This is a genomic window from Citrobacter sp. Cpo040 (genome assembly GCF_030332915.1).
Lineage (GTDB): Bacteria > Pseudomonadota > Gammaproteobacteria > Enterobacterales > Enterobacteriaceae > Citrobacter > Citrobacter portucalensis.
In genome coordinates this window covers 455,124-480,114 of the sequence record NZ_JAOWGX010000034.1, presented here as the reverse complement: position 1 = coordinate 480,114, position 24,991 = coordinate 455,124, and the positions used below count along the sequence as shown (strand labels likewise).

Genomic DNA, 24,991 nt, shown 5'->3' with positions numbered 1-24,991 from the left:
TATATTAATCAACTAAGAAATTGAACATATCCTTCGTGGACAGTTCATTATTCTTAGCCATAGCTCTAGCTTTGTTACGAGCAGCATCAAAATTAGGAGAAGGACGAGATGAAGCACGAGTTGGTTTACCTGAAAGAGCTTTCTGAACAATGCTTTCTGTTTTCTCTGAAGTAGCTTTCTGACCTTTACGATATAGCATCGCTTCTTTCATCATGGTTAAGAAACCGGGAGAAATCAGGTCAATGTATTCAGGCTTATCCAGAACAACGTTATGACTTTCTTTAGCAAAACCAGCTACATCACTCAGGTCTTGTTCTGTCCACCCATACTTACTGAACATCTCACCTTTAACAGCGGACATTTTACGAGTACGAATATCATTCTTCTTAGCATCAACACGCTTCTGAATATCCATGAATGCACGTTGGTTATCAGTTTTACGAGATTCAAGAGATTTAAGAATACGTGATGCTTCATAGAATTGAGATTGGTCAGAAGTGGATTCTATAATCTTTTTGTAATAAGCAATCTCAGCTTCATTGTCAGACATAGCAGCATACAAAGCAGGACGAATTTCATTATCTGCCCACTGGTTAACATCAACAATCATTGCATCATAACTAGAGAGCACATCAGACAACACCTCATAGTGATTCAATGCTTTCTCAATATCTTCACGAGCAAACTCTTTATCACCCACTACATATTTATCAGCATCAAGACTACCAAACAATTCACCTTCATTACTGTTATATTCTATAGATGTCTCATCAATGATGCTGTCAAAGTCATTATTGAAGTCTTCCCATTCACCATCAACAATATCAACAATACCTTCTTCATTCTCTTTATTTACTTTAGGAATCTTCAGGTCAGAGATATCATCAACTACAACCTCACGAGGTGCTTCATCAGCAAAGCCACCCATAAACATCTCTGGAGTAAATTCAACACTATCTACAATCATATCATCCATAATCAATCATCCTTCTTATTCATAAAATCAATGAACAGGTATTTACCTTCTTCATCCTTATCAGCGAGAGCAGAGAGAAGTTCTTTAACTCCCTTGTACTTGTATTTGTTATTAACCGTTTGTTCCATAGTACAAGTGAGAACACTCTTCTCCATTGTAATTAAATAAGCTTCAACAGCCTTAATAGCCCCTAGAAGCTCTAGTTGTGTAAAGTCCATACATATCCTTATTAATTATATAAAGCCCCTTAGAATGGCTCCCAGAGGCCTTATATTAGACATATTAAGCAGCTTGCTGAGTAAGCATATCGAGTGCCTGTTTAGAAGCATTCAAATCAAGCTGAGCAACATCAACAGAAGTCTCAATTGCATTAACTCCAAGCTGTTGCATTAACAGTTGGTTCTGCAAATCAAGTTGTTCCATTTCTTTCACAAACTTAATTCGAGCTTGTTCATCAGAAGCTTTCAAGCTTTCCAGTTGAGCAACAGAATAAGCAGCATCAGCATTCTCTTTGTGATATTGAGCTAATAGCTCAGCATTCTTCAGGTTAGCCAATTCACTAGTTGCATCACCCTGTTGAATAGTCCATTCAAATTGCTTAGCTTCCATCACCTTCTGTTCCATTGTTGGTTTAATAGTAGAAGGGTCAGTAATGTACGCTGAATTATCAGAGTTACCTGTAGTTGCATACATCAGATTATTTGTAGCAGCATATACATCTTCATCAGTAATCCATGAAGGACGACTACCACCATTCAAATTGGTAGCAGCTTGAATAGCCTGAATAACGTTGGTTGCATCTTGTTGCTTATCAGTGAGAGTGGAAGTATCGAAAGTAAATCCTAAATCCTCTGGTAAGTCAGACAATGTATAACCATCAGCACCACTCTTAACAGGATGCTCTAGTTCACGAGCAAGCAGATATACTTTCTTATACATTGGAACAAGCCCTGTCTGAGCCATTACAATAGCCCTGCTTTTCGGTCCTTGTTCTTGTTTGTTGATATAAGTATTAAGAGCAACACCACTAACCTGAATCATCTGGTCTTCTAGCGTGTCATCAATAGCACCAGAGGCAAGAGTACCAATACGTTTCTCTGTTCGTTGAGACTGAACCTGTAGCGCATTACTAATGTCATTGTGAGGAAGCATACCAACACTGTTAGGCTCATCCACAATAACAACACCACCCTGACGAACATCAAGCAATGAGCGTCTATCAACCTGACCTTTCACCATAAACATCTGACCAAGAGCAGCCTGACGCATTGTATAGTTGGTTAGGGGCGCTTTTGTCGTTTCTGAGTGTGCAAAATTGAACACCTAGCACATGCAAATATGTACCAATAAGTGAACAAAAATGTTCATCTATGAAATAGCAGGCATAATCAAAAACTTCTGGTTTACCAGCGTACTATTCACCGTCCTAGTTGTCGTATCCACTTTGAAGGATAGGTAATAAAATGACCATGTTAAGAAACGCTCAAGGCTTCCCATCTCAGTCAGCAACATTCGATAGCATCACCACTCTAATTGTACATAACCAACCGTGGAACCATACGAATAGCGCAATGTGGGATGTAGAATCATCTGTTGAAGCTGCTTTGAGGAGTGATACCAGAGAAGAAGCAATCACAAGGGTTCTTACTCTTTATCGCAGAATACAAAATAACCGTATTTTGTCTAGTGTCATTGAAGACAAGACTGGTGAAGAGTGGGACAGACTGCACTCACAACCTGAGTGATAATAAAGGGCGGTTTCCCGCCCTTCTCTTATTTATTGTTTATTCTTCATCTCTCTTATCATCTCTTCCAACAAATCATTCTTTCTTTTCATTTGAATGAACGGATATGACACTATCTTAAATACAGCAGATAGAATAATGAGAGCTATCGCTAGTCCTGCAATAACTCCTACAATCCATAGGAGCCAATGACCAACAACACCCCAATTTACATATTGTCCTAAAATAACACTCAGCCCTCTAAACAATGCTTCATACATTTTTATTCTCCTTATGTTCTGTCAATGGCATTCTTCATCAATTCGATTGGCTGTTTGCTACGATAAATGCGGTCTGTGGTTGTCTTATGTGCATGACCTAGCAAGGTAAATCGTACATGGTCTGGTATGTCACTAAGCTCACGTAGACGGTCTGACATGGCATAGCGGTAACAGTGAGCAGTACGTTTAAGCTCAATAGATTTGAATGCCTGATTAATACGTTCTCCAGCACTGTTGCTCTTCTTCCAATGAAAAGTTGGTTTAATCTCCATGATTCCCATCTCTATCAGGTCAGAGTGAATTGGAATGTCACGAATAGAAGATGAAGTCTTAAGCGTTTTTCCATCCTCTGTATTTACGCTGAAACAAGGGACACCATCTATCTCACGATAATCGTTAGCGCGAAGTTGTATTACTTCTCCTATCCTCATTCCTGTATACCAGAGGACATGGAGCATCCATTTGAGTTCTTCATCCTTCAGGCTATCGCATACAAGCTTATGCTCTTCCTTGGTTACACTCTCTTTCTCATTGGTATTCTCAAGATTCTTGTAGAACATTCCATGAAATGGATTCTTCACTATGTAGTCACGTTTATTTACAGCGAAGGTAAGAATGCCACTTGCTTTAATCAAAGCATCCTGACGTGTTCTAGGAGCTTCATACTTCTGTTCCAGATAAGCTTTGTATTGGCTAACATCCTTCTTGGTTATGGTGTTGATAGGTACATCACCCTTCCATTCAATGAATCTCATAGCCACACGCTTGTTAAGCTTCTTGGTACGTTCAGCCCATTCACCATCCATTTCCTTCAACCATTCATCTAATACATCAGAGAGAAGTGGAGAAGTGTTCACAGCCTTCACAGGAGCTTCTGTGACGGCTTCTACAGGCTTGTGTTGTACCATTGCATTAGAAACGCTTACAGAGCCTCCTAGAGCGTCTGAGAGGGCTTCTAGAGCATACTGATCTACAGCCTTATCCCTTACATTACAAAGACTTGCATGAAGAGCATCACCACTTACTCCTATTGATTTAAGCTGAATGAAAGCAGAGGTTACTTGTGCATAACGCTGAACAGCTACCCTCTTCTCTTTGGTTCTTAGACTGATGCGTAACAGTTTGTTCTTGTATCTCCTTTGCCAGAGAAATGAACGTTCAGCTTTTTCTCTTCTGTCTACCAAGCCAGTGTATAAAGATGGTGTAAAGTTTGTAGATAGAGTCATAAACTACCTTCTTCGGAATCAATTAAAAGAGAGCTTTCCTCATGGAGAAAAGAACCAATTATCAATCCCTTACGCACCTATTCTCTCGCCTCTCTCGCTTCTCCCACCTTTCGGCCATCGCCAGTTGGGACATGTTTACCATGATGCCGCCAGGAGGCAGTAAAGCCCGAGCCGAAGCGTTGGCCGAGCTGAGCGTGCTTGAGCACCAACTGTTAACTGACCCGAAAGTGGCAACGTGGATTGCCGCAGCGCAACAGGAAGCTCTCAACGATGTAGAACAGGCGAACCTGCGCGAAATGTCTCGATTGCATCACCAGGCATCCTTGTTGCCCGAATCGTTGGTAGAAGCAAAATCACTTGCGGGAAGCCGCTGTGAGCATGCCTGGCGTAGCCAGCGACCAGCTAATGACTGGGAAGGATTTTCCGAAAACCTGAAAGAGGTTGTGAAGTATAGCCGCGAAGAAGCCCGACTGCGCGCAGAAGCAAAAGGTTGTTCGCCGTATGACGCGCTACTGGACATCTTTGAACCAGGAATGACCAGCGCTCAGTTGGATGTCCTTTTCGCAGACGTTAAAAGTTGGCTGCCCGATCTGCTAAACAAGGTGGTGGCAAAGCAGTCTCAGCAGTCGCTCATCGCCCCGGTAGGTCCCTTCCCAACAGCTGTACAGCGAGAGCTGGGTCTTGAAACAATGGCACAGCTAGGTTTCGACTTTACCGCTGGTCGGCTGGATATCAGTGCACATCCTTTCTGTGGCGGCGTACCAGAAGATGTTCGCATTACCACCCGCTATGATGAAAACGAATTACTCAGCGCACTGTTTGGCGTGATCCATGAAACCGGTCATGCGCGCTATGAGCAAAACCTGCCACGCAGCTGGTCTGGGCAACCTATTGCTCTGGCACGCTCAACCGCCATTCATGAGTCCCAGAGTCTGTTCTTTGAGATGCAGCTGGGACGCAGTAAAGCCTTTCTGATGCGGTTAATTCCGGCTGTAACGCGCCACTTTGGCAATCAGGCAGCGTTTGAAGAAAGCAATTTCATCGCCTGGAACCAGCAGGTTAAACCCGGGTTTATCCGTGTTGATGCTGACGAGGTAAGCTATCCCGCTCACGTGATCCTGCGTTATGAAATCGAACGTGCGCTTATTAATGGCTATATTGAAGTGGATGATATCCCTGCATTGTGGAACGAGAAAATGCAGGCCTGGTTGGGGCTGTCAACGATCGGAAACTACCGTAACGGTTGTATGCAGGATATTCACTGGACTGACGGCGGCTTTGGCTACTTCCCTTCCTATACATTAGGCGCCATGTATGCAGCGCAGTTGTTCAGTGCCGCTAACCGCGCATTGCCTGATTTGAATCAGTCTATTGCCCAAGGTGAGTTCGGTGCTCTGTTTGAGTGGTTACGTCAGAACATCTGGCAGCATGGCAGCCGCTTTACTACTGAACAGCTTATTACCCAGGCGACCGGGGAGCCGCTCAGCAGCCGTTATTTCCGTTCTCATCTGGAATCCCGCTATTTGTAATCTCATACCGTGAGTCATTGTACATATCGTTACACGCCGAAACCAATGACTCACGGAAGCCCTGTGTTTACAGCGATATAGTTATTTCAACGGCCCCGCAGTGGGGTTGAATGAAAAACCAAATCGAGGGTATGAGAATGAAAAAAGTATTAGCTCTGGTTGTTGCCGCTGCTATGGGTCTGTCTTCTGCTGCTTTTGCTGCTGAAACAACTGCTACTACCGCTCCGACTGCTGCTGCAACCACCAAAGCAGCGCCGGCAAAAACCACGCATCATAAAAAACAGCACAAAGCAGCGCCGCAGAAAGCGCAGGCTGCCAAGAAACACGCTAAAAAATCCACCACTAAACCGGCTGTAGAACAAAAAGCGCCAGAGCAGAAAGCTCAGGCTGCTAAAAAACACACCAAAAAAGCCGTAAAACACGACACCGCTAAACCAGCAGCTCAACCTGCAGCATAACGCATTTGTAGTTACTATGGCGTCCCCCACGCCATAGCATACGGCGCTAGATCGACCTGATGTAGCGCCGCCTTTCGGAGGGTAAAATGGTGTCACATTACCGCTTTGAGTTCATTCTTATTACTCTGATAATTTGCGCCCTCATTGCCATGCATTTTTATCTTTCCTGAGTGTAGTTATCTGATTTTACTCCCACTTTCTCGCCGTCCCGTCTATAGTATTAACTGAGGGTTTGCTGTTTATAATCATAATTCCCCACCAGAGTGTGATATGCATAAAACCATTGCTGTATTACTGGGCTCAATTTGTTTTTTTCCTGTTGTTGCGCATGCGGATCAGCCAGCAACGACCACCGCTGAAGCAGAAAACATAAAAACGCTGTTTTTTGGTCATGACGATCGCACGAAAGTAACGGACCCAACGCAATCACCGTGGGACGCTATCGGACAACTGGAAACCGCCAGTGGTAATCTGTGTACCGCCACGCTCATTTCACCGCATCTGGCCCTGACTGCCGGACACTGCTTGCTCGCTCCACCGAAAGGCAAACCGGATAAAGCCGTCGCGTTACGCTTTGTGTCGAAAAAGGGTGTCTGGCGCTATGAAATCCATGGAATCGAAGGACGGGTTGATCCCTCACTCGGTAAGCGTTTGAAAGCCGATGGCGATGGCTGGATTGTGCCGCCATCAGCAGCCCCGTGGGATTTTGGTCTAGTGGTGCTGCGTTACCCGCCTTCCGGAATCACGCCCCTACCATTATTTGAAGGTGATAAAGCGGCGTTAACCGCGGCGTTGAAAACCGCCGATCGTAAAGTCACACAGTCGGGCTATCCGGAAGATCATCTGGACGATTTGTACACCCATCAGGATTGCGTGGTGACCGGCTGGGCGCAGAATACCGTCTTGTCGCACCAGTGCGACACGCTACCGGGCGACAGCGGTTCACCATTGATGCTTAAGACAGATTCAGGCTGGCAGTTGATTGGCGTACAAAGCTCCGCTCCGGCGGCAAAAGATCGCTGGCGAGCCGATAATCGCGCCATATCCGTGACCGGTTTTCGCGATAAGCTGGAAGAGTTGGCGCAGGAGTAACATATGCTGCCCGCATTAACGGGCAGCACGGATATCAGGCAAGTTTAATCATCACCATTCCGGCCAGCAGCAGCGCCACGCCAATCCAGCCTTTATTATTCAGGCGCTGACCAAACAACACCCAACCAGCCGCTAACGTCGCGGCAATCCCGAATCCGCCCCACAAGGCGTAGGCAACAGAAAGGTCAATACCCTTTACCGCCTGCGACAGCGCGCTAAAGGCCGCTAACACGGCAGCCAGCGACAGCACGCCATAAATCTTGCGGCGAAATCCATCAGAAAACTTCAAAAAGACGTTAGCGACTATTTCCAGCACGATGGCCATGCCAAGCCAGGCACCATGAACCCACTCAAACTGCTGCATGGGTCACCTCTTTGCTCGTTTTGGCAGGTTTTCGAGTACCAGACTTGATCAGCACAATGCCTAATACCAGCGAGACCAGTCCAGCCACTTTCATCGTGGACAAGGTTTCGTCAAATAACAACACACTAAACAGCGTAATAAATAAAATACCGATACCTTCCCACAAGGCATAGGCCACACCAAGGGCAATTTTTTTAACAGCAAAACTAAGAAAAATATATGATAAGGCGATCATTACCAGCATTAAAATAAAGCCTGAATTACCATGGCCAACGCTTGCCCATTTCATTGACAGCGTACCAGTAATTTCAGCCGTGATGGCCAGACCTAATAATATCCAGTAAAACATGATGCTTCTCCTGCTTGAGAATATAGTCCTTTAGGCCTACTGCATGCAGTAAACCAAAAAATAAAATTAGTTAGCTCAGCGCACAGCGCCAGCTCAGGCAGAAGAAGGGACTAAAGCGCGTTGCGCCAGTGTTGCTCACCCGCAAGCAAGAAAGTGGAGGAGGTACGAAGAAGTGTAGGTAAACGCAAAAACATCCTGAACATATTGTCCATAATATTACAATTATCCGCAGTGTTGCTTCTCATCATCGCGGATGATAATTGTCCTCGGTAGTTAAACACAGATGATTTGTATCATAGCTTCAAGACGAACTCAAAGTCTTTTCACTTCTTTACCTGCCCCGTTTGATTTTTGTTATAACGGCTCGACGCAAATCACATTATTATGCAGATTCAAAAATGAAAAATGCGGGAATACACATGGCGAAACCGATCATCACGCTTAACGGTCTAAAAATAGTCATTATGCTGGGCATGCTGGTTATCATCCTGAGCGGTATTCGCTTTGCCGCAGATATCATCGTCCCCTTTATTCTGGCGTTATTTATAGCCGTTGTGCTCAATCCCGTGGTGCAGCGGATGGCCAAGCTTCGCATACCGCGCGTAATTGCGGTGTCATTGCTTATCGTTATTATTGTAATGTTAATGGTGCTGCTGTTGGCGTATTTAGGTACATCCTTAAATGAACTTGCGCGAACGCTACCGCAATATCGCTCTTCACTGGTTATCCCACTGAAAAATCTTGAACCATGGTTACAACGCGCAGGGATCGGCGTTTCCGTGGACGAGCTCGTCAAATATATCGATCCGAACGCGGCAATGACGCTGGTGACCAATTTACTGGCGCAGCTTTCAAATGCTATGTCATCGATATTTTTACTGCTACTGACGGTAGTTTTTATGCTGCTGGAAGTACCGCAACTGCCCAACAAACTCAAACAAATGATGAGTCGCCCCATTGAAGGTATGGCGGCGATTCAACGCGCCATCGACAGCGTCTCCCACTATCTGGTGCTTAAAACGGCAATCAGCATTGTGACCGGGTTGGTCGCCTGGAGCATGCTTGCTGCATTGGATGTGCGCTTTGCCTTTGTCTGGGGATTACTGGCCTTCGCCCTGAACTACATCCCTAATATCGGTTCTGTATTGGCGGCCATTCCCCCTATTGCTCAGGTGCTGGCATTCAGCGGTCTTTACGATGCGCTGGTGGTTCTGGCAGGCTATCTGGTCATCAACCTGGTATTCGGGAATATCCTCGAGCCGCGGATCATGGGCCGCGGGCTGGGGCTGTCCACGCTGGTAGTATTTCTGTCGTTAATCTTCTGGGGCTGGTTGCTCGGTCCCGTGGGGATGCTGCTTTCTGTGCCGCTGACCATCATCGTGAAAATCGCGCTAGAGCAAACCAACGGCGGTCAAAGTATTGCCGTACTGCTTAGCGATCTGAACAAAGAATGAGTTTTCGCCCCGCCATTACGGAGCATTTCCTTTATCGTTTCACGCGGAAAGCCAAAACGGCGCTTAACAGCGTAAATAGCGCTATTATCCACGCCATGGTCCAGGGCGTACCATCACTGAAGGCGGCCAGCAGCAACGATGAGATAATACCGCTGCCGTATTGCAACGCGCCAATCAGCGCCGAAGCTGAACCCGCAATGTTCGGTACCGCGTCCAACGCCGCGGCAGTCGACGTCGCGGCAATAATGCCATTCATCGAGAACAGCAGAAAAATGGAAACGATAATGGCAACAATTCCGCCTGACTCCAGCTTAACCAGCAGTGCGAGCGCCACTGCGGCCAGCGCCGCCAGCATCGTCGCATATTTCAGCAGTTGTTCCAGAGCATGTCGTTGAACCAGACGACGGTTAACCACGCTCATCGCCATAACACCGATAATGTTTAGCGCAAACAACCAGCCGTAATGCTGTGGATCAACATGGTAATAGCTAATATAAACAAACGGTGACCCGGTAATAAACGCGTACGCACCGACGTAATAAAACGTCAGGCTCAGGGTATAGCGCATAAAACGCCCATTGGTTAACAACGAGCGGTAATTACGAAATGCACCAGCTAAAGAGGCTTTCACCCGCTTCTCTTCCGGCAATGTTTCGGGCAGCCAGTTTAAGGAGATAAACATCAGCGCACCAATCACCACCAGCAGCCAAAAAATAGAGTGCCAGGTGCTCAGGCGAATAATTTGCCCGCCAATCAATGGCCCGGCGATTGGCGCAATCGCCATCACCAACACCAGGGTCGAGAGCATTTGCGCCGCACGGGTACGTGCAAAGAGATCGCGGATCATCGCTCGCGCCAGCATAGGCCCGGTACAGGCACCAAGCGCCTGAAACACCCGCCAGAAAACAATTTGCGTAATACTTGTAGACAGCGCACACCCTGCGGAACCAATGATAAATAGCACCATGCCGATAAACAGCGGCTTACGCCGCCCCATATGATCGCTAATCGGCCCCCAAATCAACTGTGCAATAGTAAAACCAATTAAGAAACCGGTGATCGTCAGCTCAACATTGCCATGTAAATCCTCGGCCATCGTCGGCATTGCTGGAAGATAAATATCGGTAGAAAGCGATGTAAAGGCCATCAGGCCACTGAGGATCAAAATAAAAGTAAGACCGGTATGGCTTGCGGTGGCTACCGGCGAGGCATGTTCACGTGTACGCATAGTGCCCTGTCATGTTCTAAAAAGTCAGGTCGCAGTATATCTACAACGTATTGCTGCGATTAGACGGTTAAAACAGCATGAGTTTATGAATTGCAATCATGAATAGTGAAATCATATGCGTCTTATTCTGTGATGCACTTCCAATAATATCCTGCCAGAAATGAATACTACTCATAGGTTCATGCGAATTTCACAGACTAATCGTATCAACACAGATTTGCTAATCTGCAGCCAATACAACGATGATGCTCGGGAGACCTCTATGAATACAACAGTTCTGAATAACGGTGTTGAGATGCCCCTGCTCGGATTTGGCGTTTATCAAATGACCGATGCCAGCGAATGTGAGCAAGCCGTACGGGATGCCATTGATACAGGATATCGCCTGATTGATACCGCTGCCTCCTACCAGAATGAAACTCAGGTCGGCAATGCTTTTAAGCAAAGCGGAGTCCCCCGCGAGGCGCTTTTTGTGACTACCAAACTGTGGTTACAGGATACCAACTATGCAGGCGCAAAGGCGCAATTCGCACGTTCTCTGCAACGGCTTCAACTGGATTATATTGACCTTTATTTGATTCATCAGCCCTATGGCGATGTACACGGTGCCTGGCGCGCGATGGAAGAATTATATGAAGAAGGGAAAATCCGCGCGATTGGCGTGAGTAACTTTCATCCGGATCGTCTGGCGGATTTAATCGCTTTCAATCGCATTATTCCAGCCGTTAACCAGATTGAGGTGAATCCTTTTCATCAGCAGCCGCATGCCGTGGCCTGGATGCAGAGCCGGAATATTCAACCGCAAGCCTGGGCACCGTTCGCTGAAGGACGCAATGACCTGTTTCAGAACCCAGTCTTAGCGGCTATTGGTGAAAAATATGGCAAAAGCGTTGGTCAAGTCGTGCTGCGTTGGATTTATCAACGTGGGATTATTTCGCTGGCGAAAACCGTGCGTAAAACGCGGATGGCCGAGAATATTCAGGTGCTGGACTTTGCCCTAACGGCGGAAGAGATGACGCAAATTGCCGCGATGGACAGCGGAACCAGTGCGTTCTTCTCGCATCGCGATCCGGCTCGTGTGGAATGGATCACCCAGCGTAAACTGGATGTTTAAAAAAACGGCCTCCGCAGAGGCCGTCTTACTTTTACTGGCAATTACAGCGCTTTCAGGATCGCATCCACGCTGGCTTTGGCATCGCCAAACAGCATATGGGTGTTATCTTTAAAGAACAGCGGGTTCTGCACACCTGCATAGCCGGTGTTCATTGAACGTTTGAACACAATTACGTTCTGCGCTTTCCACACTTCCAACACCGGCATGCCGGCGATCGGGCTGCGCGGGTCATCCTGCGCTGCCGGGTTTACCGTGTCGTTGGCACCAATGACCAGCACGGTATCGGTATCGGCGAAATCATCGTTGATCTCATCCATTTCCAGCACGATGTCATAAGGGACTTTGGCTTCCGCCAGCAGCACGTTCATATGACCTGGCAAGCGCCCTGCTACCGGGTGAATACCAAAACGCACTTTGATGCCGCGCGCGCGCAGTTTCTCAGTGATTTCCGCGACCGGATACTGTGCCTGAGCCACTGCCATGCCGTAGCCTGGGGTGATGATCACGGAGTGCGAGTTCTTCAGCATTTCTGCTGTGTCTTCCGCAGTAATCTCACGATGTTCGCCAACTTCTTCATCAGACCCGGTAGAAGAACCGTCAGAACCAAAGCCACCCGCAATAACGCTGAAAAATGAACGGTTCATCGCCTTACACATAATGTAAGACAGGATCGCACCAGAAGAACCGACCAGCGCACCGGTAACGATCAGCAGATCGTTGCTCAGCATAAAGCCCGCCGCCGCTGCCGCCCATCCTGAATAGGAGTTAAGCATTGACACAACGACCGGCATATCCGCACCGCCGATGGACGCCACCAGATGCCAGCCAAAGGCCAGTGCAATAATGGTCATCACCAGCAGTGCCAGAACCTGCAGGCCCACGCTTTCGGTACGAACAAACACCACCAGCAGCAGGAAAGAAACAACCAGCGCCGCCAGGTTCATTTTGTGACGATTCGGCAGCATCAGCGGTTTAGAGGAAATCTTGCCGCGCAGTTTGCCAAAGGCCACAACAGAACCGGTAAAGGTCACCGCACCGATGAAGATACCCAGGAACACTTCCGTCAGGTGAATGTTCACCAGAATCGGCTCCAGGCCCGTATCGTGATACAGGTAGCTGTTGAAACCCACCAGTACCGCAGCCAGACCGACGAAGCTGTGCAGAATTGCCACCAGCTCCGGCATCTCGGTCATTTCGACTTTCTTCGCCAGACGAATACCAATCGCGCCGCCGATGATCATCGCTACCAGGATCCACGCAACGTTGCCGGTATCCGGACCAAAAATCGTAGCAATCAGCGCAATCGCCATCCCGGCGATACCGTAGTTGTTACCCTGCTGAGAGGTTTCGTGTTTCGAAAGCCCCGCCAGACTAAAAATAAACAGGATCGCGGCAACAATGTATGCAGCTGTAACTAATCCTCCAGACATATGTTACCCCTTAGTTTTTCCGGAACATTTTCAGCATGCGCTGAGTCACGGTGAAGCCACCGAAAATATTAATGCTGGCAATAAGCACCGCGATAAAGCTCAGGAAACTCACCCAGCCACCCTGGCCAATTTGCAATAACGCCCCAACCACGATAATCCCCGAGATGGCGTTAGTTACAGACATCAGCGGAGTATGCAACGCATGTGACACATTCCAGACCACGTAGTAACCCACCACGCAGGAAAGCGCGAACACCGTAAAGTGACCAAGGAACTCTTTCGGTGCGACGTCGGCGAGCCAGCCAAACAAAATCACTACCAGCGCCATCAGCGCATATTTGCGCCACGGAGAGACAGGTTTTTTCTCTTCTTTCGGCGCAGGTGCGGCTTTTGGCGCAGCCTGCGGCTGAGCAGAAACCTGGATAGGCGGCGCAGGCCAGGTTATTTCACCATCACGAACTACCGTGACACCACGCACAACCACGTCGTCAAAATCGACAGTGATATTGCCGTCTTTCTCTTTGCACAACAGTTTGAGCAGGTTGACGAGGTTCGTGCCGTACAATTGGGAAGATTGCGTTGGCAGACGGCCAGGCAGATCGGTATAACCGATAACCTTCACACCGTTCTCGGTGGTGGTCACCTGATTAGGCACGGTATATTCGCAGTTACCACCGTTTTGCGCGGCAAGATCGACAATCACGCTGCCCGCTTTCATCGAATCGACCATTTCACGGGTGATCAGTTTCGGGGCCGGTTTGCCCGGGATCAGCGCAGTGGTAACGATAATGTCGACGTCTTTCGCCTGCGCAGCGAAGAGTTCCATTTCGGCCTTGATGAACGCTTCGGACATCACTTTGGCATAGCCATCGCCGCTGCCCGCTTCTTCTTTAAAGTCCAGTTCAAGGAACTCTGCGCCCATACTCTGCACTTGTTCCTTCACTTCCGGACGGGTATCAAAAGCACGCACGATAGCGCCCAGGCTGTTTGCCGCACCGATCGCCGCAAGACCTGCCACACCCGCACCAATCACCATGACCTTGGCAGGTGGAACCTTGCCTGCGGCGGTGATCTGGCCAGTGAAGAAACGACCGAATTCATGGGCGGCTTCAACAATAGCGCGATACCCGGCGATGTTCGCCATCGAGCTTAAGGCATCCAGCGACTGCGCACGCGAAATACGCGGCACAGAGTCCATCGCCATAACTGTCACGTTGCGCTCTGCAAGCTTTTGCAACAGTTCAGGGTTTTGCGCGGGCCAAAGAAAACTCACCAGCGTCGTGCCCGGATTGAGTAACGGAATTTCCGCCTCCTCCGGCGCATTGACCTTCAGGATGATCTCTGACTGCCAGACTGCATTTCCATCAACAATCTCTGCGCCTGCTTGTACAAACGCTTTATCGTCAAAACTCGCCAGTTGACCTGCACCGCTTTCAACCGCGACGCTGAAACCCAGTTTAAGCAGCTGCTCAACGGTCTTCGGCGTGGCTGCTACGCGGGTTTCATTGGTTAACCGTTCTCTTGGTATGCCAATTCGCATAATGTTCCCTTCCATCTGTAATTATGATGATGGTTTATCAATGTTCGCACGAGGCATGCGCGCACTCTCGAGAGAGGTCAGTGTTACCTCAATAAAATAAAACAGTAACAAACTCTGTATAACCTACTGAAAATGACGCCTGTGATCTAGCGCCAAAAAACAGTATTTATTATGAAATTCGCGAAATAGAGATGAATCGAACCTCAGACAGATAAAATGCCCTAAAAATAGCCCACAAAGGCTGATAATTCGCTCAAGCGAAGCGGCAAAACATGATTACCCACCTGCTAAAAACAATTAATTAACATTAAATTAACTTATGGAATTCAACTGCTTTATCAGTTTTGGTCACCAAACGCCGAAATATTCGGCATATCACAAAATGTTATCGATGTTGTTACGCCAGGTGGCACGATGAGTGAAAATTGACGCAGACACTGACGCAATTTAAATGCAATAATCAGCGACGTTTCTAGTCAATAACAATACCAGTACCTGGTTTGCGCAAGGCGAAGGATTATTTTTATGAAGCTTAAGAACACTCTCCTGGCGTCCGCACTTATTTCTGCGACTGCTTTTTCTGTAAATGCAGCGACAGAATTGACGCCGGAGCAAGCGGCTGCCCTGAAACCCTATGACCGCATTGTGGTCACCGGCCGTTTTAATGCTATCGGTGACGCGGTTGCTGCCGTTTCACGCCGTGCAGATAAAGACGGTGCAGCCTCCTTTTATGTTGTTGATACCTCAGATTTTGGCAGCGGCGGTAACTGGCGCGTTGTTGCCGACGTCTATAAAGCCGACGCTGAAAAAGCGGAAGCGTCAAAAAACCGTGTCATTAACGGCGTTATGGAATTGCCAAAAGACCAGGCCGTTCTGATAGAACCTTACGACACCGTAACGGTACAGGGTTTCTACCGTAGCCAGCCTGAAGTAAACGATGCCATCACCAAAGCAGCGAAAGAGAAAGGCGCTTACTCCTTCTATATCGTGCGTCAGGTCGATGCCAACCAGGGCGGCAACCAGCGTATTACTGCATTCATCTATAAAGCTGATGCGAAAAAACGCGTTGTTCAAAGCCCTGATGCGATCCCAGCAGATTCAGATGCTGGTCGTGCCGCATTAGCAGCAGGTGGCGAAGCCGCGAAGAAAGTTGAGATCCCGGGCGTAGCAACTACCGCTTCTCCGAGTGCTGAAGTTGGCCGCTTCTTCGAAACGCAATCCACCAAAGGCGGACGTTACACTGTCACGTTGCCGGACGGAACCAAGGTTGAAGAGCTGAACAAAGCGACCGCCGCCATGATGGTACCGTTCGACAGCATCAAGTTCACCGGTAACTACGGCAACATGACGGAAGTCTCTTATCAGGTAGCAAAACGCGCAGCGAAGAAAGGCGCGAAGTACTATCACATTACCCGCCAGTGGTCAGAACGTGGTAACAACGTGACAATCAGCGCCGATCTGTATAAGTAATACCCAATGCCTTATCAGGTCTACAGTCCTTGTAGACCTGATAATTTCGCGCAGTTCTGTTTCCAGACAAAACAAAAACAGCACTATTAAGACAACTTTTCACACTATTAGTCACAAATCTCTCTATCCCCATTGCATGCGTTCTCTTCTCTCCGTAAAATCCCGCGCCTTAGTGGCTTTCACCATTTTTATGCGGTTTGCCAAAATAATTATTCTCTCACTCTCGTTTTTGTAACTGGATACAAATGGAAAAGAAATTGGGTCTGAGCGCACTGACCGCGCTGGTTTTAAGCTCAATGCTCGGCGCTGGCGTTTTCAGCCTGCCACAAAATATGGCGGCAGTAGCCAGCCCGGCTGCATTACTGATTGGTTGGGCGATTACCGGTGCGGGTATTCTTTTGCTCGCCTTTGCCATGCTGATCCTGACGCGTATCCGTCCTGAACTGGACGGCGGTATCTTCACCTATGCACGTGAAGGTTTCGGCGAGTTGATTGGCTTCTGCTCTGCGTGGGGATACTGGCTGTGCGCTGTTATCGCTAACGTTTCGTATCTGGTCATCGTCTTCTCTGCGCTCAGTTTCTTTACCGACACACCAGAATTACGTCTGTTTGGCGACGGTAATACCTGGCAGTCGATTGTCGGCGCATCGGTACTGTTATGGGTAGTCCATTTTCTGGTGCTGCGAGGAGTACAAACCGCGGCCAGCATTAACCTGGTCGCTACTCTGGCAAAACTACTGCCGCTGGGCCTGTTTATCGTGCTGGCGTTCATGCTGTTTAAGCTCGACACCTTTACTCTCGATTTCACCGGCGTCGCATTAGGCGTGCCTGTCTGGGAGCAGGTCAAAAACACCATGCTCATCACCCTGTGGGTTTTCATCGGTGTGGAAGGCGCGGTGGTGGTATCTGCCCGCGCCAGAAATAAACGCGATGTAGGTCGCGCCACGTTGCTGGCTGTACTCGCCGCACTGGGCGTTTACCTGTTAGTCACCCTGCTATCTCTCGGCGTTGTCGCGCGGCCAGAACTGGCGGAGATCCGCAATCCATCAATGGCCGGTCTGATGGTTAAAATGATGGGGCCATGGGGCGAAATTATTATTGCCGCGGGTCTGATTGTTTCCGTATGCGGTGCCTATTTAAGCTGGACGATTATGGCGGCGGAAGTGCCGTTCCTCGCCTCCACGCACAAAGCATTTCCGCGTATTTTTGCACGACAGAATGCACAGGGAGCGCCATCGGCATCGCTGTGGCTAACCAACATCTGTGTACAAATCTGCCTTGTGCTGATCTGGCTCACAGGTTCCGACTACAATACGTTACTGACTATCGCCTCAGAGATGATTCTGGTGCCCTATTTGCTGGTCGGCGCATTTCTGTTAAAAATTGCCACCCGTCCGATTCATAAGGCTGTCGGTATCGGCGCGAGTCTTTATGGCATATGGTTATTGTATGCGTCAGGTCCGATGCACCTACTGCTGTCTGTGGTGTTGTATGCGCCAGGACTGTTGGTCTTCCTTTATGCCCGTAAAACGCACACGCATGAAAACGTATTAAAACGCCAGGAAATGGCGCTGATCGGCCTGCTGCTTGTTGCTGCTGTGCCGGCTACCTGGATGCTGATGGGGTAACGTTATACCCATCGTTCGCGACATATGGAGATTACGATGGGTAAAAAAAACCCTTTGCCAATTCTTATCACCGGAGGTGGTCGTCGTATCGGCCTCGCCGTCGCATGGCACTTTCTGAACCAAAAACAGCCAGTTATTGTCAGCTACCGTACTCACTATCCTGCCATTGACGGCCTGCGAGAAGCGGGGGCGATTTGTATCCCGGCTGACTTTTCCACGGATGAAGGTGTGCTGGCCTTTGCTGATGAGGTCAAAGCACAGACGGATGGCTTGCGCGCCATTGTGCATAATGCCAGCGCCTGGGTCGCCGAAAAACCGGGCACACCGCTTAGCGAAGTACTGTCACGCATGATGCAGATCCACGTCAATACGCCCTACCTGCTCAACCACGCGCTGGAAGGATTGCTACGCGGTCATGGGCACGCAGCCAGCGACATTATCCATTTCACGGACTATGTTGTTGAGCGTGGCAGCGACAAGCACATTGCTTATGCTGCCAGCAAAGCGGCGCTGGATAATATGACCCGCTCGTTCGCGCGCAAACTGGCACCGGAGGTGAAAGTGAACGCGATTGCCCCCTCGCTTATCCTGTTTAACGAGGGTGACGATGCAGAGTATCGCCAGCAGGCACTGAACAAATCACTGATGAAAACCGCACCAGGCGAAAAAGAGGTCATTGATTTAATTGACTATCTCCTAACCAGTTGTTTTGTCACCGGACGTAGTTTTGCCCTTGATGGCGGGCGTCATCTGCGTTAGTGCAGTTTGATCCAACAAAAGATCAGCAACCACGCGCTCAGGCTCCAGCACACTACTGCACCGCCGAGCGCGACGGGTAAGCGCATAAACCCGGTGAAATACCACAGTGAAACAAGGTAGACAAAATAGGGAATAATCGACCACATGCTAAATACAATGGTTGTACGTAACGCCTCGATCCCTCGTTCACTGGCCACGATATAGTGGGCAATCAACGCAAACGTCGGGAACAGTGGAATTAATCCAGCAATATAGTAATTCTTTGTTTTTGCCAGCAAACCAATCAACACCACCACCAGCGCACCGAGCGCCGCTTTTATAACGAGTCCCATCACTCTGCCTTAACACACCAGTAACATCAGCCCCTAGCATAACGGAAGCGTTCTTGTTTAGAAAAGATTAATGGAAGGAAAAACCTGGGCGGTGTATGTTGGCGTTTTATATTCAAAATGAATGATATGAACACCATCGTATTTGTTGAAGATGATCCCGAAGTTGGTTCACTGATTGCAGCCTATCTGGCCCGGCATGATATTGAGGTTATCCTTGAACCTCGTGGTGATTTGGCCGAGGAGAAAATTCTGCAAGTTCAACCCGATCTGGTGTTATTAGATATCATGCTGCCGGGAAAAGACGGGATGACTATCTGCCGCGATTTACGCGGGCGATGGCAAGGCCCGATTGTCCTGCTCACCTCGCTGGACAGCGACATGAACCATATCCTGGCGCTGGAAATGGGTGCCTGTGATTATATCCTGAAGACAACACCGCCCGCTGTGCTGCTGGCTCGCCTGCGCCTGCACCTGCGCCAGAATGAACACTCAGTCCAGTCTAAAGGCATTCAGGCGGCAACCATCACACCGCACACAACGCTGCGTTTTGGCACACTCACTATCGATCCCACCAACCGCTCCGTGCTGCTCGGCGGCGAGCAAATCTCTCTTTCCACCGCTGATTTTGAATTACTGTGGGAGCTGGCAACCCATGCCGGGCAGATTATGGACCGTGATGCATTGCTAAAGAACCTGCGTGGCGTAAGTTATGACGGCATGGACCGCAGCGTCGATGTCGCGATTTCCCGGTTACGCAAAAAACTGCTTGATAACGCGACTGAACCCTATCGAATCAAAACGGTACGCAACAAAGGTTATCTGTTCGCACCGCACGCCTGGGACGACGCGCCACAGAAGTAATGTTACCGGGCCGATCTCATTGGTCGGCTGGATTGTTCACAATACGTTACACCGTCACGTAAAATCGTCTACAGAACAGGCATACAAACATCATCCGACGCCGTTCCACACTTTTTGTGTGGCTGTAGCCCTCCCCCCTCCCTATAATCCGTCGCGGTCCTGAACCCTTATGGTTCATAGGTTTTTTTCGCACTAACAAAACTCTTTCCGGCATTTCAGGTGCTGAATGAGGCAAGAGGCTACAATATGTTCGTAACGCTCGCGTATATCGCGTTCTTTTTGGTTTGTTCATGGGCAATTTTTAGAATCAACCAAAAAAGTCACTCTCTTTCAAAAAGCGTCTTCATCGCTATTTTTATGGGTGCCATTATCGGTTTATCCCTGCATCTCATTGCTGCTGACGAAAGTAAAACAGTTATCGACTGGTATAATGTTATCGGCAACGGTTATGTTAATTTACTGAAGCTGGTTGCGGTTCCGCTGATTTTCATCTCTATTCTCTCAGCCATTAATAAGCTCGAAAACAGCGCTGGCATTGGGAAAATGTCGTTAACCATCGTCGGATGCATGCTCTGTCTGGTAATGATTGCCGGTTTTATTGGGCTGTTGACTGCGCATGTATTAGGTCTGGACGCCAGTGCATTTGTTCATATGCAGTCCACACTGACGGCAGACGATGTGAGTAAAACTGCCGCCATTTCACTACCTAAACTAGTTACATCTCTGATCCCAACGAATATCTTCCTCGATCTAACAGGAGCCAGAAGCGTTTCTGTCATTGGCATTGTTATCTTCACCCTGCTTGCCGGCGTGGCATTATTAAAGGTCAAACAAGACGCCCCGCAAGAAGGTGAAAAATTAAGTGCTGGCATTAACGCTATCCAGATTTGGGTGATGAAAATGGTGCGTATCGTTATTGCCCTCACCCCTTATGGTGTGATGGCATTAATGGCAGGCGTATTTTCCGCGTATCGATTTGAACAATTTGCCAGTCTGTTAGGCTTTATTGCTGCCTGTTACCTTGCGATTCTGATGATGTTTATCGTCCACGCACTGATACTGGTTCTGAGCGGTAATAATCCCGTTCACTATTTTAAAACTGTCTGGCCAGTTTTAACCTTTGCATTTGTTTCACGCAGCAGTGCAGCATCTATTCCACTGGCTATTTCCGCACAAGAAAAATTTGGCGTGCAAAACACCATTGCTAATATTGCAGCTTCATTCGGCTCCAGCATGGGTCAAAACGGCTGTGCCGGGATCTATCCGGCTATTATGGTGGCGATGATTGCTCCAACAATTGGGATTGATCCGCTATCAGTACATTTTTTGCTCGCCATGCTACCTGCGATTGCGCTGGGTTCTATTGGGGTAGCGGGTGTAGGCGGTGGCGGAACATTTGCTGCGCTGATCGTCCTTTCAACGCTGAACTTCCCGGTCGCGCTGGTGGGGATTTTCATTGCTATCGAGCCTGTCGTCGATATGGCCAGAACGGCATTAAACGTGAACGGTTCGATGATGTCTGGCGTGCTGGCTAACAGGCTCCTGAAAAAGAGTGCTGAAAAACCACACCCCGTGAACGCGAGTTAGTCAGTCCTAAAAAGATCAAAGCCTTCCTGTTCCTGGAAGGCTTTCTTTTGTGTCAACTAAACGTCAGTCCGTCGTATTTTTTCCAACGGTAGTTTACGGCGGAGATAATCCAGCAGCCGATAAAGACGCCAATAATCGCAAATCCGACATTCCCCATATGGTCACTCAAATCGCTGACGGTATCCCACAAACCGCCCTGTAGCGAAAACGCGTCAGAGAGAAGCCCCAGCGCCTCCAGTCCGCCGATAAAGAGCGCAACAATCACGGAAGTCCCGGTAATGGTCATATTGTAATAGAGCTTGCGTTGCGGCTTATTGAACGCCCATCCGTAGGCCTCAACCATCAGAATACTGTCGAGACAATCAATTAACGCCATACCGCAGGTAAACAGCGCCGGGAACACGAGAATTGACCAAACCGACATACCGCTCGACGCGCTTGAAGCAGAAATTCCCAGCAGAGAAATTTCAGTAGCGGTATCAAAACCCAGACCAAACAGAAAGCCGACAAAATACATATGCCAGTCTTTACCTACCAGCCGAAACGCTGAACGGAAAAGCCAGTTCAGAGGACCTGAAACTGTAATGTCTTCCGTGGTGCCATCGTAAGTACCGGTGCGTTTAAGATGGCGGAATGCCTTCCAGACCTGGTAGAAAATAATGAGATTGATGGTAGCCAGAATCAGCAAAAATACGGCAGAGACCGTAGTTCCTATCAGACCGCCGACATTCTGAAACCATGCCATATGTTGCTTAAACACGCTGGTAGTCAGCGCAATGCCAATGCTGGCCAGCACCACAATGGTGGAGTGTCCCAGAGAAAACCAGGCCCCCGTCGTCAGGGCACGTTTTTTCTGCTGCATGAGTTTACGCGTAGCGCTGTCTATCGCGGCGATATGATCGGCATCTACGGCATGGCGCAAACCATAGCACCACGCGATTAGACTCAGCGCCAGTAATGACGTGTTGTTGCTAAACGCGGTGAAAGCCCACAGCCACGCCACGATGTTTGCCCCGATGAGTAAGACCATCAACAAAAGAATATTCGGGCGTTTTTTTAATAATGAAAACAATGCGTTCATTGTTTCCCGCCAGCTAAATTTGAGCTAAACAACACACCATACCGCCGTTCATTGATTGATTAATACAACGTTTACCAGGCTAATGATAACTCTTAAGAATTACTAACCCAGTGTCGTAGATCAAAGTTGATAACCACCTGAAGCAAGTTCCGCTATCGCTAGCTCCGCAATACGCAGAGGTACCGTTGCGCTGTCACCCTCTTGCAGAAACCAGACGGACGACAACCCACACCAGGCAACAATCCACATCAGCAAACGCAGCCGTTCAATGCGGGCGATTTCAGACACAATGTTGACTCGTTGCGTGAATCTTTCCGGCAGAATGGCGACAGATCTGGTAGGTTCGGCAAGATCGGGGTTAGTAAAGATATTGGCATAATCAAAGCCACGCTCGCCCACCAGCCCTTTGGGATCGATAGCCAGCCATCCTCTCGTTCCGAAATCAAGAATATTGCCGTGGTGTAGATCGCCATGTAATACGACTTCATCATGGGGTGAAGATAGCAGTACGTTTGCCACCGAATCACAACGCGTCAGGATACCGCCATGCTTTTTCGCGGCAGGCGCCAGATCGCGAAACCAATGGTGCAGAGGTGTTAACGCAGGCGTAGACGCATTTCGGGAGAGATGGAGTCTACTGGCAGCATGGCAAATAATGCGACAGGCCTGCGCATCGTTGCCAGTCCAGGACATGTCCGCTAAAGACCCTGTCCCTGTCGCACGTTCCAGCAGAATCGCCCCTACTGCATGAGCAAGTACTTTCGCTGCGCCATTTCCGTTCCACCAGACCATGAGTTCACAGCCGATCCGTTCACTGTCATCGTCGGTGATCTTTAGTATGGCTTTCTGACCGTTCTTGACCACCACCACAGGTAAAAGCTGCGATGTGTGAGTTTCAAACGGTTCACCATCTGGAGTGAGCCCCCAACGGTTGAGCCAGGTGTTGAACAGACGATTTTCCAAACAATATCCTCATTTTTCTCTGGAAGATGGTAATCAAAAGGATCCGTGTCGGCATTATTCCTGTTTTCTTTTGGTTGAGCCACAACCCCCACTTCCATCATCACTGACTTATCGGGTAGAGCACTAACAGGCACATCCTGTGTATCTGTGTGCCATGCTGACTGTGTTCGGTATATGAGGAGGACACGATGATCACGTTATGCAAAACCTGTGGAACATCCTATGAGGTAACTGGCGCCCATCCGGAACATTGCGATATCTGCCTGGATGAACGTCAATATGTCCCCACAAGCGGGCAGAAATGGATCGATTTTGACACCCTGTGTGCATCGCATACAAATAAGTGGAAGCAACACGACAGTACTCTCCTCAGCATCCGCACCGTTCCTGATTTTGCAATTGATCAGCGCGCGTTTCTTGTGCGTACCCCAGAAGGAAATATTCTGTGGGACTGCATTGCCACGCTCGACGATGCCACAAAAACGCTAATAACGTCCCTTGGCGGCCTTAAGGCTATCGCGATTTCGCATCCTCATTACTACACCACCATGCAGGACTGGGCTGCGGAATTTAACGCGCCGATTTACCTTCATGCCAGCGACAGAAGGTGGGTAATGCGCGACAGCCCGTGGATTAGATTCTGGGATGGCGACACCATTGAGTTAACCCGTGACGTCACGATGATACGTCTCGGCGGGCACTTTGCTGGCGGCTGCGTCCTGCACTGGGCGCGTGACGAAGGCGTCGTGCTTTCTGGCGACATCGTTCAAGTTACACCAGGTGCCCATGCAGTCTCATTTATGTGGAGCTACCCCAATATGCTACCGTTGCCAGCCGCCACCGTCAGCGACATCATCCAACGCCTGAGAACAGTGAAATTTAAGCAACTTTACGGCGCATTTGAAGGTAAAGATATTACGCAAAATGCCGATGAAATTGTGCGCCGTTCAGGTGAAAAATATATTTCCTGCCTCAAATAAACCGGCAGTTTATTCACCAACCATGCTCAGGAAAGTAAAAATGGATATAGCTTATAAATCATGCCCATCACAGAAATACTGACTATCACACTGATAATGAAGTAGGTTTTGAAAGGCTGCTTTTGTGTTTTATGGCGAAAGATTTGTTGACCCGCTATCGCGCCGCCCCACCCGCCCACAACGCCAAACACCAGCAATGTGGATTCCGGCACTCTGCGCCAGTCCTTGCGTGCCGCCATTTTGTCCACGCCGTATAACAGCAACGTCAAAACGTTGGCGAGTAGAAACCATATAACAAGAGGATAAGCGGTGAAAATGCAGCCGACCGCTGCGAAAATGAGTAGCGAATAACAGCAGCGATTGAGATTCATATTTTCAGTCACAGCACTTTTCAGGAAGTATAGGCACGCATTATACGCAAGGTCAGTCATCCCTGCCACGGGTGAGAATATCCATTTTTTTATTATGCCTATATCCCCAAAGATAGCGCAAATTCTCTGGTCTGCGGCGTACCTAACAATTCAAACAAGAGAGCCGTTTTCATTATTCAAAACAAATGGTAATT

General features: G+C 48.5%; 27 protein-coding genes. 12 read left to right on the top strand and 15 right to left on the bottom strand.

Going from position 1 to position 24,991, the window contains the following annotated elements; genetic code table 11:
- Positions 1-4 precede the first annotated feature (4 nt).
- From OGX86_RS07120 to OGX86_RS07100, 5 genes are all read right to left on the bottom strand, one after another.
- Positions 5-976, bottom strand: coding sequence for a hypothetical protein (locus OGX86_RS07120; protein WP_286639662.1), 972 nt, complete (start codon positions 974-976; stop codon positions 5-7).
- 2 nt (positions 977-978) lie between these two features.
- Positions 979-1,194 (bottom strand): hypothetical protein, encoded by a 216-nt coding sequence (locus OGX86_RS07115; protein ID WP_286639661.1) that lies wholly within the window; start codon positions 1,192-1,194, stop codon positions 979-981.
- 64 nt (positions 1,195-1,258) lie between these two features.
- Entirely contained in the window at positions 1,259-2,299 is a 1,041-nt protein-coding gene (locus OGX86_RS07110; RefSeq protein WP_286639659.1) for a portal protein, read from the bottom strand.
- Positions 2,300-2,753: 454 nt separating this feature from the next.
- Positions 2,754-2,981, bottom strand: coding sequence for a hypothetical protein (locus tag OGX86_RS07105; protein ID WP_286639658.1), 228 nt, complete (start codon positions 2,979-2,981; stop codon positions 2,754-2,756).
- 11 nt (positions 2,982-2,992) lie between these two features.
- Positions 2,993-4,207 (bottom strand): site-specific integrase, encoded by a 1,215-nt coding sequence (locus OGX86_RS07100; protein ID WP_286639654.1) that lies wholly within the window; start codon positions 4,205-4,207, stop codon positions 2,993-2,995.
- A 41-nt stretch (positions 4,208-4,248) separates the two neighbouring features.
- On the opposite strand from OGX86_RS07100, the gene OGX86_RS07095 reads away from it, so the two are divergent.
- The 4 genes from OGX86_RS07095 (at position 4,249) to OGX86_RS07085 (ending at position 7,286) form a co-directional block, all read left to right on the top strand.
- A complete protein-coding gene (locus OGX86_RS07095; RefSeq protein WP_286639652.1) occupies positions 4,249-5,736 on the top strand; it encodes a carboxypeptidase M32 in 1,488 nt (495 codons plus the stop codon).
- 137 nt (positions 5,737-5,873) lie between these two features.
- On the top strand, positions 5,874-6,194 hold the full coding sequence (gene asr, locus OGX86_RS07090; protein WP_267451409.1) for an acid resistance repetitive basic protein Asr: 321 nt from the start codon (positions 5,874-5,876) through the stop codon (positions 6,192-6,194).
- Between the two features lie 86 nt (positions 6,195-6,280).
- Positions 6,281-6,364, top strand: a complete 84-nt coding sequence (ydgU, locus tag OGX86_RS22810; RefSeq protein WP_049259791.1) for a small membrane protein YdgU — start codon at positions 6,281-6,283, stop codon at positions 6,362-6,364.
- 100 nt (positions 6,365-6,464) lie between these two features.
- Positions 6,465-7,286, top strand: a complete 822-nt coding sequence (locus tag OGX86_RS07085; protein WP_048214237.1) for a trypsin-like serine peptidase — start codon at positions 6,465-6,467, stop codon at positions 7,284-7,286.
- A gap of 34 nt (positions 7,287-7,320) precedes the next feature.
- Here OGX86_RS07085 and mdtI read toward each other — a convergent pair whose 3' ends face one another.
- From mdtI to OGX86_RS22805, 3 genes are all read right to left on the bottom strand, one after another.
- Entirely contained in the window at positions 7,321-7,650 is a 330-nt protein-coding gene (gene mdtI, locus OGX86_RS07080) for a multidrug/spermidine efflux SMR transporter subunit MdtI (RefSeq protein WP_003832870.1), read from the bottom strand.
- A complete protein-coding gene (gene mdtJ, locus OGX86_RS07075; protein ID WP_165612493.1) occupies positions 7,637-8,002 on the bottom strand; it encodes a multidrug/spermidine efflux SMR transporter subunit MdtJ in 366 nt (121 codons plus the stop codon). Before mdtJ ends, mdtI begins: the two co-directional genes overlap by 14 nt.
- 107 nt (positions 8,003-8,109) lie before the next feature.
- A complete protein-coding gene (locus OGX86_RS22805; protein ID WP_087050578.1) occupies positions 8,110-8,280 on the bottom strand; it encodes a protein YdgV in 171 nt (56 codons plus the stop codon).
- A gap of 138 nt (positions 8,281-8,418) precedes the next feature.
- Here OGX86_RS22805 and OGX86_RS07070 point away from each other — a divergent pair, with 138 nt between their 5' ends.
- On the top strand, positions 8,419-9,453 hold the full coding sequence (locus OGX86_RS07070) for an AI-2E family transporter (protein WP_286639650.1): 1,035 nt from the start codon (positions 8,419-8,421) through the stop codon (positions 9,451-9,453).
- A 31-nt stretch (positions 9,454-9,484) separates the two neighbouring features.
- On the opposite strand, the gene OGX86_RS07065 is transcribed toward OGX86_RS07070, so the two are convergent.
- Positions 9,485-10,681, bottom strand: a complete 1,197-nt coding sequence (locus OGX86_RS07065; RefSeq protein ID WP_286639648.1) for a multidrug effflux MFS transporter — start codon at positions 10,679-10,681, stop codon at positions 9,485-9,487.
- A gap of 262 nt (positions 10,682-10,943) precedes the next feature.
- Between OGX86_RS07065 and OGX86_RS07060 the strand changes: the two genes are divergently transcribed.
- Positions 10,944-11,795: an aldo/keto reductase gene (locus OGX86_RS07060; RefSeq protein ID WP_286639646.1), complete on the top strand. Its 852-nt coding sequence runs from the start codon at positions 10,944-10,946 to the stop codon at positions 11,793-11,795.
- Between the two features lie 41 nt (positions 11,796-11,836).
- Here the strand turns inward: OGX86_RS07060 and pntB are convergent, their stop codons facing one another.
- Positions 11,837-13,225: a Re/Si-specific NAD(P)(+) transhydrogenase subunit beta gene (gene pntB / locus OGX86_RS07055; RefSeq protein WP_003832859.1), complete on the bottom strand. Its 1,389-nt coding sequence runs from the start codon at positions 13,223-13,225 to the stop codon at positions 11,837-11,839.
- A 10-nt stretch (positions 13,226-13,235) separates the two neighbouring features.
- Positions 13,236-14,765 (bottom strand): Re/Si-specific NAD(P)(+) transhydrogenase subunit alpha, encoded by a 1,530-nt coding sequence (pntA, locus tag OGX86_RS07050; RefSeq protein ID WP_020996412.1) that lies wholly within the window; start codon positions 14,763-14,765, stop codon positions 13,236-13,238.
- 525 nt (positions 14,766-15,290) lie between these two features.
- Here pntA and ydgH point away from each other — a divergent pair.
- The 3 genes from ydgH to folM all read left to right on the top strand — a co-directional run bounded on the left by ydgH (position 15,291) and on the right by folM (position 18,622).
- Positions 15,291-16,235 carry a DUF1471 family protein YdgH gene (gene ydgH, locus OGX86_RS07045; protein WP_079937836.1) on the top strand — a complete coding sequence of 315 codons (945 nt, stop codon included), beginning with the start codon at positions 15,291-15,293 and terminating at the stop codon, positions 16,233-16,235.
- A 245-nt stretch (positions 16,236-16,480) separates the two neighbouring features.
- Positions 16,481-17,863: an amino acid permease gene (locus OGX86_RS07040; protein ID WP_048226570.1), complete on the top strand. Its 1,383-nt coding sequence runs from the start codon at positions 16,481-16,483 to the stop codon at positions 17,861-17,863.
- A 36-nt stretch (positions 17,864-17,899) separates the two neighbouring features.
- On the top strand, positions 17,900-18,622 hold the full coding sequence (gene folM / locus OGX86_RS07035; RefSeq protein ID WP_020996413.1) for a dihydromonapterin reductase: 723 nt from the start codon (positions 17,900-17,902) through the stop codon (positions 18,620-18,622).
- Here the strand turns inward: folM and OGX86_RS07030 are convergent.
- Positions 18,619-18,954 (bottom strand): GlpM family protein, encoded by a 336-nt coding sequence (locus OGX86_RS07030; protein ID WP_003832844.1) that lies wholly within the window; start codon positions 18,952-18,954, stop codon positions 18,619-18,621. The two genes, folM and OGX86_RS07030, sit on opposite strands and share 4 nt — an antisense overlap.
- A 117-nt stretch (positions 18,955-19,071) precedes the next feature.
- Between OGX86_RS07030 and rstA the strand changes: the two genes are divergently transcribed.
- Positions 19,072-19,815, top strand: a complete 744-nt coding sequence (gene rstA, locus OGX86_RS07025; protein ID WP_048226573.1) for a two-component system response regulator RstA — start codon at positions 19,072-19,074, stop codon at positions 19,813-19,815.
- Between the two features lie 246 nt (positions 19,816-20,061).
- A complete protein-coding gene (locus OGX86_RS07020) occupies positions 20,062-21,402 on the top strand; it encodes an L-cystine transporter (RefSeq protein ID WP_048226575.1) in 1,341 nt (446 codons plus the stop codon).
- Positions 21,403-21,454: 52 nt separating this feature from the next.
- Here the strand turns inward: OGX86_RS07020 and OGX86_RS07015 are convergent, their stop codons facing one another.
- Together OGX86_RS07015 and OGX86_RS07010 are read right to left on the bottom strand one after the other, a co-directional pair.
- Complete coding sequence (locus OGX86_RS07015; protein ID WP_123267136.1) at positions 21,455-22,483, bottom strand: HoxN/HupN/NixA family nickel/cobalt transporter; 1,029 nt, start codon at positions 22,481-22,483, stop codon at positions 21,455-21,457.
- A gap of 120 nt (positions 22,484-22,603) precedes the next feature.
- Positions 22,604-23,446: an aminoglycoside phosphotransferase family protein gene (locus tag OGX86_RS07010; RefSeq protein WP_286639643.1), complete on the bottom strand. Its 843-nt coding sequence runs from the start codon at positions 23,444-23,446 to the stop codon at positions 22,604-22,606.
- Between the two features lie 188 nt (positions 23,447-23,634).
- On the opposite strand from OGX86_RS07010, the gene OGX86_RS07005 reads away from it, so the two are divergent.
- Entirely contained in the window at positions 23,635-24,426 is a 792-nt protein-coding gene (locus OGX86_RS07005; protein WP_032943363.1) for an MBL fold metallo-hydrolase, read from the top strand.
- A gap of 26 nt (positions 24,427-24,452) precedes the next feature.
- Here OGX86_RS07005 and OGX86_RS07000 read toward each other — a convergent pair whose 3' ends face one another.
- Positions 24,453-24,797, bottom strand: a complete 345-nt coding sequence (locus OGX86_RS07000; protein WP_048216318.1) for a DUF1294 domain-containing protein — start codon at positions 24,795-24,797, stop codon at positions 24,453-24,455.
- Between the last annotated feature and the right edge of the window lie 194 nt (positions 24,798-24,991).

Coding starts and splice junctions, on each gene's coding strand:
- OGX86_RS07095 (WP_286639652.1), top strand. CDS start 4,249: ATGGAGAAAAGAACCAATTATCAATCCCTTACGCACCTATTCTCTCGC.
- pntA (WP_020996412.1), bottom strand. CDS start 14,765: ATGCGAATTGGCATACCAAGAGAACGGTTAACCAATGAAACCCGCGTA.
- folM (WP_020996413.1), top strand. CDS start 17,900: ATGGGTAAAAAAAACCCTTTGCCAATTCTTATCACCGGAGGTGGTCGT.
- OGX86_RS07105 (WP_286639658.1), bottom strand. CDS start 2,981: ATGTATGAAGCATTGTTTAGAGGGCTGAGTGTTATTTTAGGACAATAT.
- pntB (WP_003832859.1), bottom strand. CDS start 13,225: ATGTCTGGAGGATTAGTTACAGCTGCATACATTGTTGCCGCGATCCTG.
- OGX86_RS07015 (WP_123267136.1), bottom strand. CDS start 22,483: ATGAACGCATTGTTTTCATTATTAAAAAAACGCCCGAATATTCTTTTG.
- OGX86_RS07000 (WP_048216318.1), bottom strand. CDS start 24,797: ATGAATCTCAATCGCTGCTGTTATTCGCTACTCATTTTCGCAGCGGTC.
- OGX86_RS07115 (WP_286639661.1), bottom strand. CDS start 1,194: ATGGACTTTACACAACTAGAGCTTCTAGGGGCTATTAAGGCTGTTGAA.
- asr (WP_267451409.1), top strand. CDS start 5,874: ATGAAAAAAGTATTAGCTCTGGTTGTTGCCGCTGCTATGGGTCTGTCT.
- OGX86_RS07060 (WP_286639646.1), top strand. CDS start 10,944: ATGAATACAACAGTTCTGAATAACGGTGTTGAGATGCCCCTGCTCGGA.
- mdtI (WP_003832870.1), bottom strand. CDS start 7,650: ATGCAGCAGTTTGAGTGGGTTCATGGTGCCTGGCTTGGCATGGCCATC.
- OGX86_RS07040 (WP_048226570.1), top strand. CDS start 16,481: ATGGAAAAGAAATTGGGTCTGAGCGCACTGACCGCGCTGGTTTTAAGC.
- OGX86_RS07070 (WP_286639650.1), top strand. CDS start 8,419: ATGGCGAAACCGATCATCACGCTTAACGGTCTAAAAATAGTCATTATG.
- rstA (WP_048226573.1), top strand. CDS start 19,072: ATGAATGATATGAACACCATCGTATTTGTTGAAGATGATCCCGAAGTT.
- OGX86_RS07100 (WP_286639654.1), bottom strand. CDS start 4,207: ATGACTCTATCTACAAACTTTACACCATCTTTATACACTGGCTTGGTA.
- OGX86_RS07020 (WP_048226575.1), top strand. CDS start 20,062: ATGTTCGTAACGCTCGCGTATATCGCGTTCTTTTTGGTTTGTTCATGG.
- OGX86_RS07005 (WP_032943363.1), top strand. CDS start 23,635: ATGATCACGTTATGCAAAACCTGTGGAACATCCTATGAGGTAACTGGC.
- OGX86_RS07085 (WP_048214237.1), top strand. CDS start 6,465: ATGCATAAAACCATTGCTGTATTACTGGGCTCAATTTGTTTTTTTCCT.
- ydgH (WP_079937836.1), top strand. CDS start 15,291: ATGAAGCTTAAGAACACTCTCCTGGCGTCCGCACTTATTTCTGCGACT.
- ydgU (WP_049259791.1), top strand. CDS start 6,281: ATGGTGTCACATTACCGCTTTGAGTTCATTCTTATTACTCTGATAATT.
- OGX86_RS07065 (WP_286639648.1), bottom strand. CDS start 10,681: ATGCGTACACGTGAACATGCCTCGCCGGTAGCCACCGCAAGCCATACC.
- OGX86_RS07030 (WP_003832844.1), bottom strand. CDS start 18,954: ATGGGACTCGTTATAAAAGCGGCGCTCGGTGCGCTGGTGGTGGTGTTG.
- OGX86_RS07120 (WP_286639662.1), bottom strand. CDS start 976: ATGGATGATATGATTGTAGATAGTGTTGAATTTACTCCAGAGATGTTT.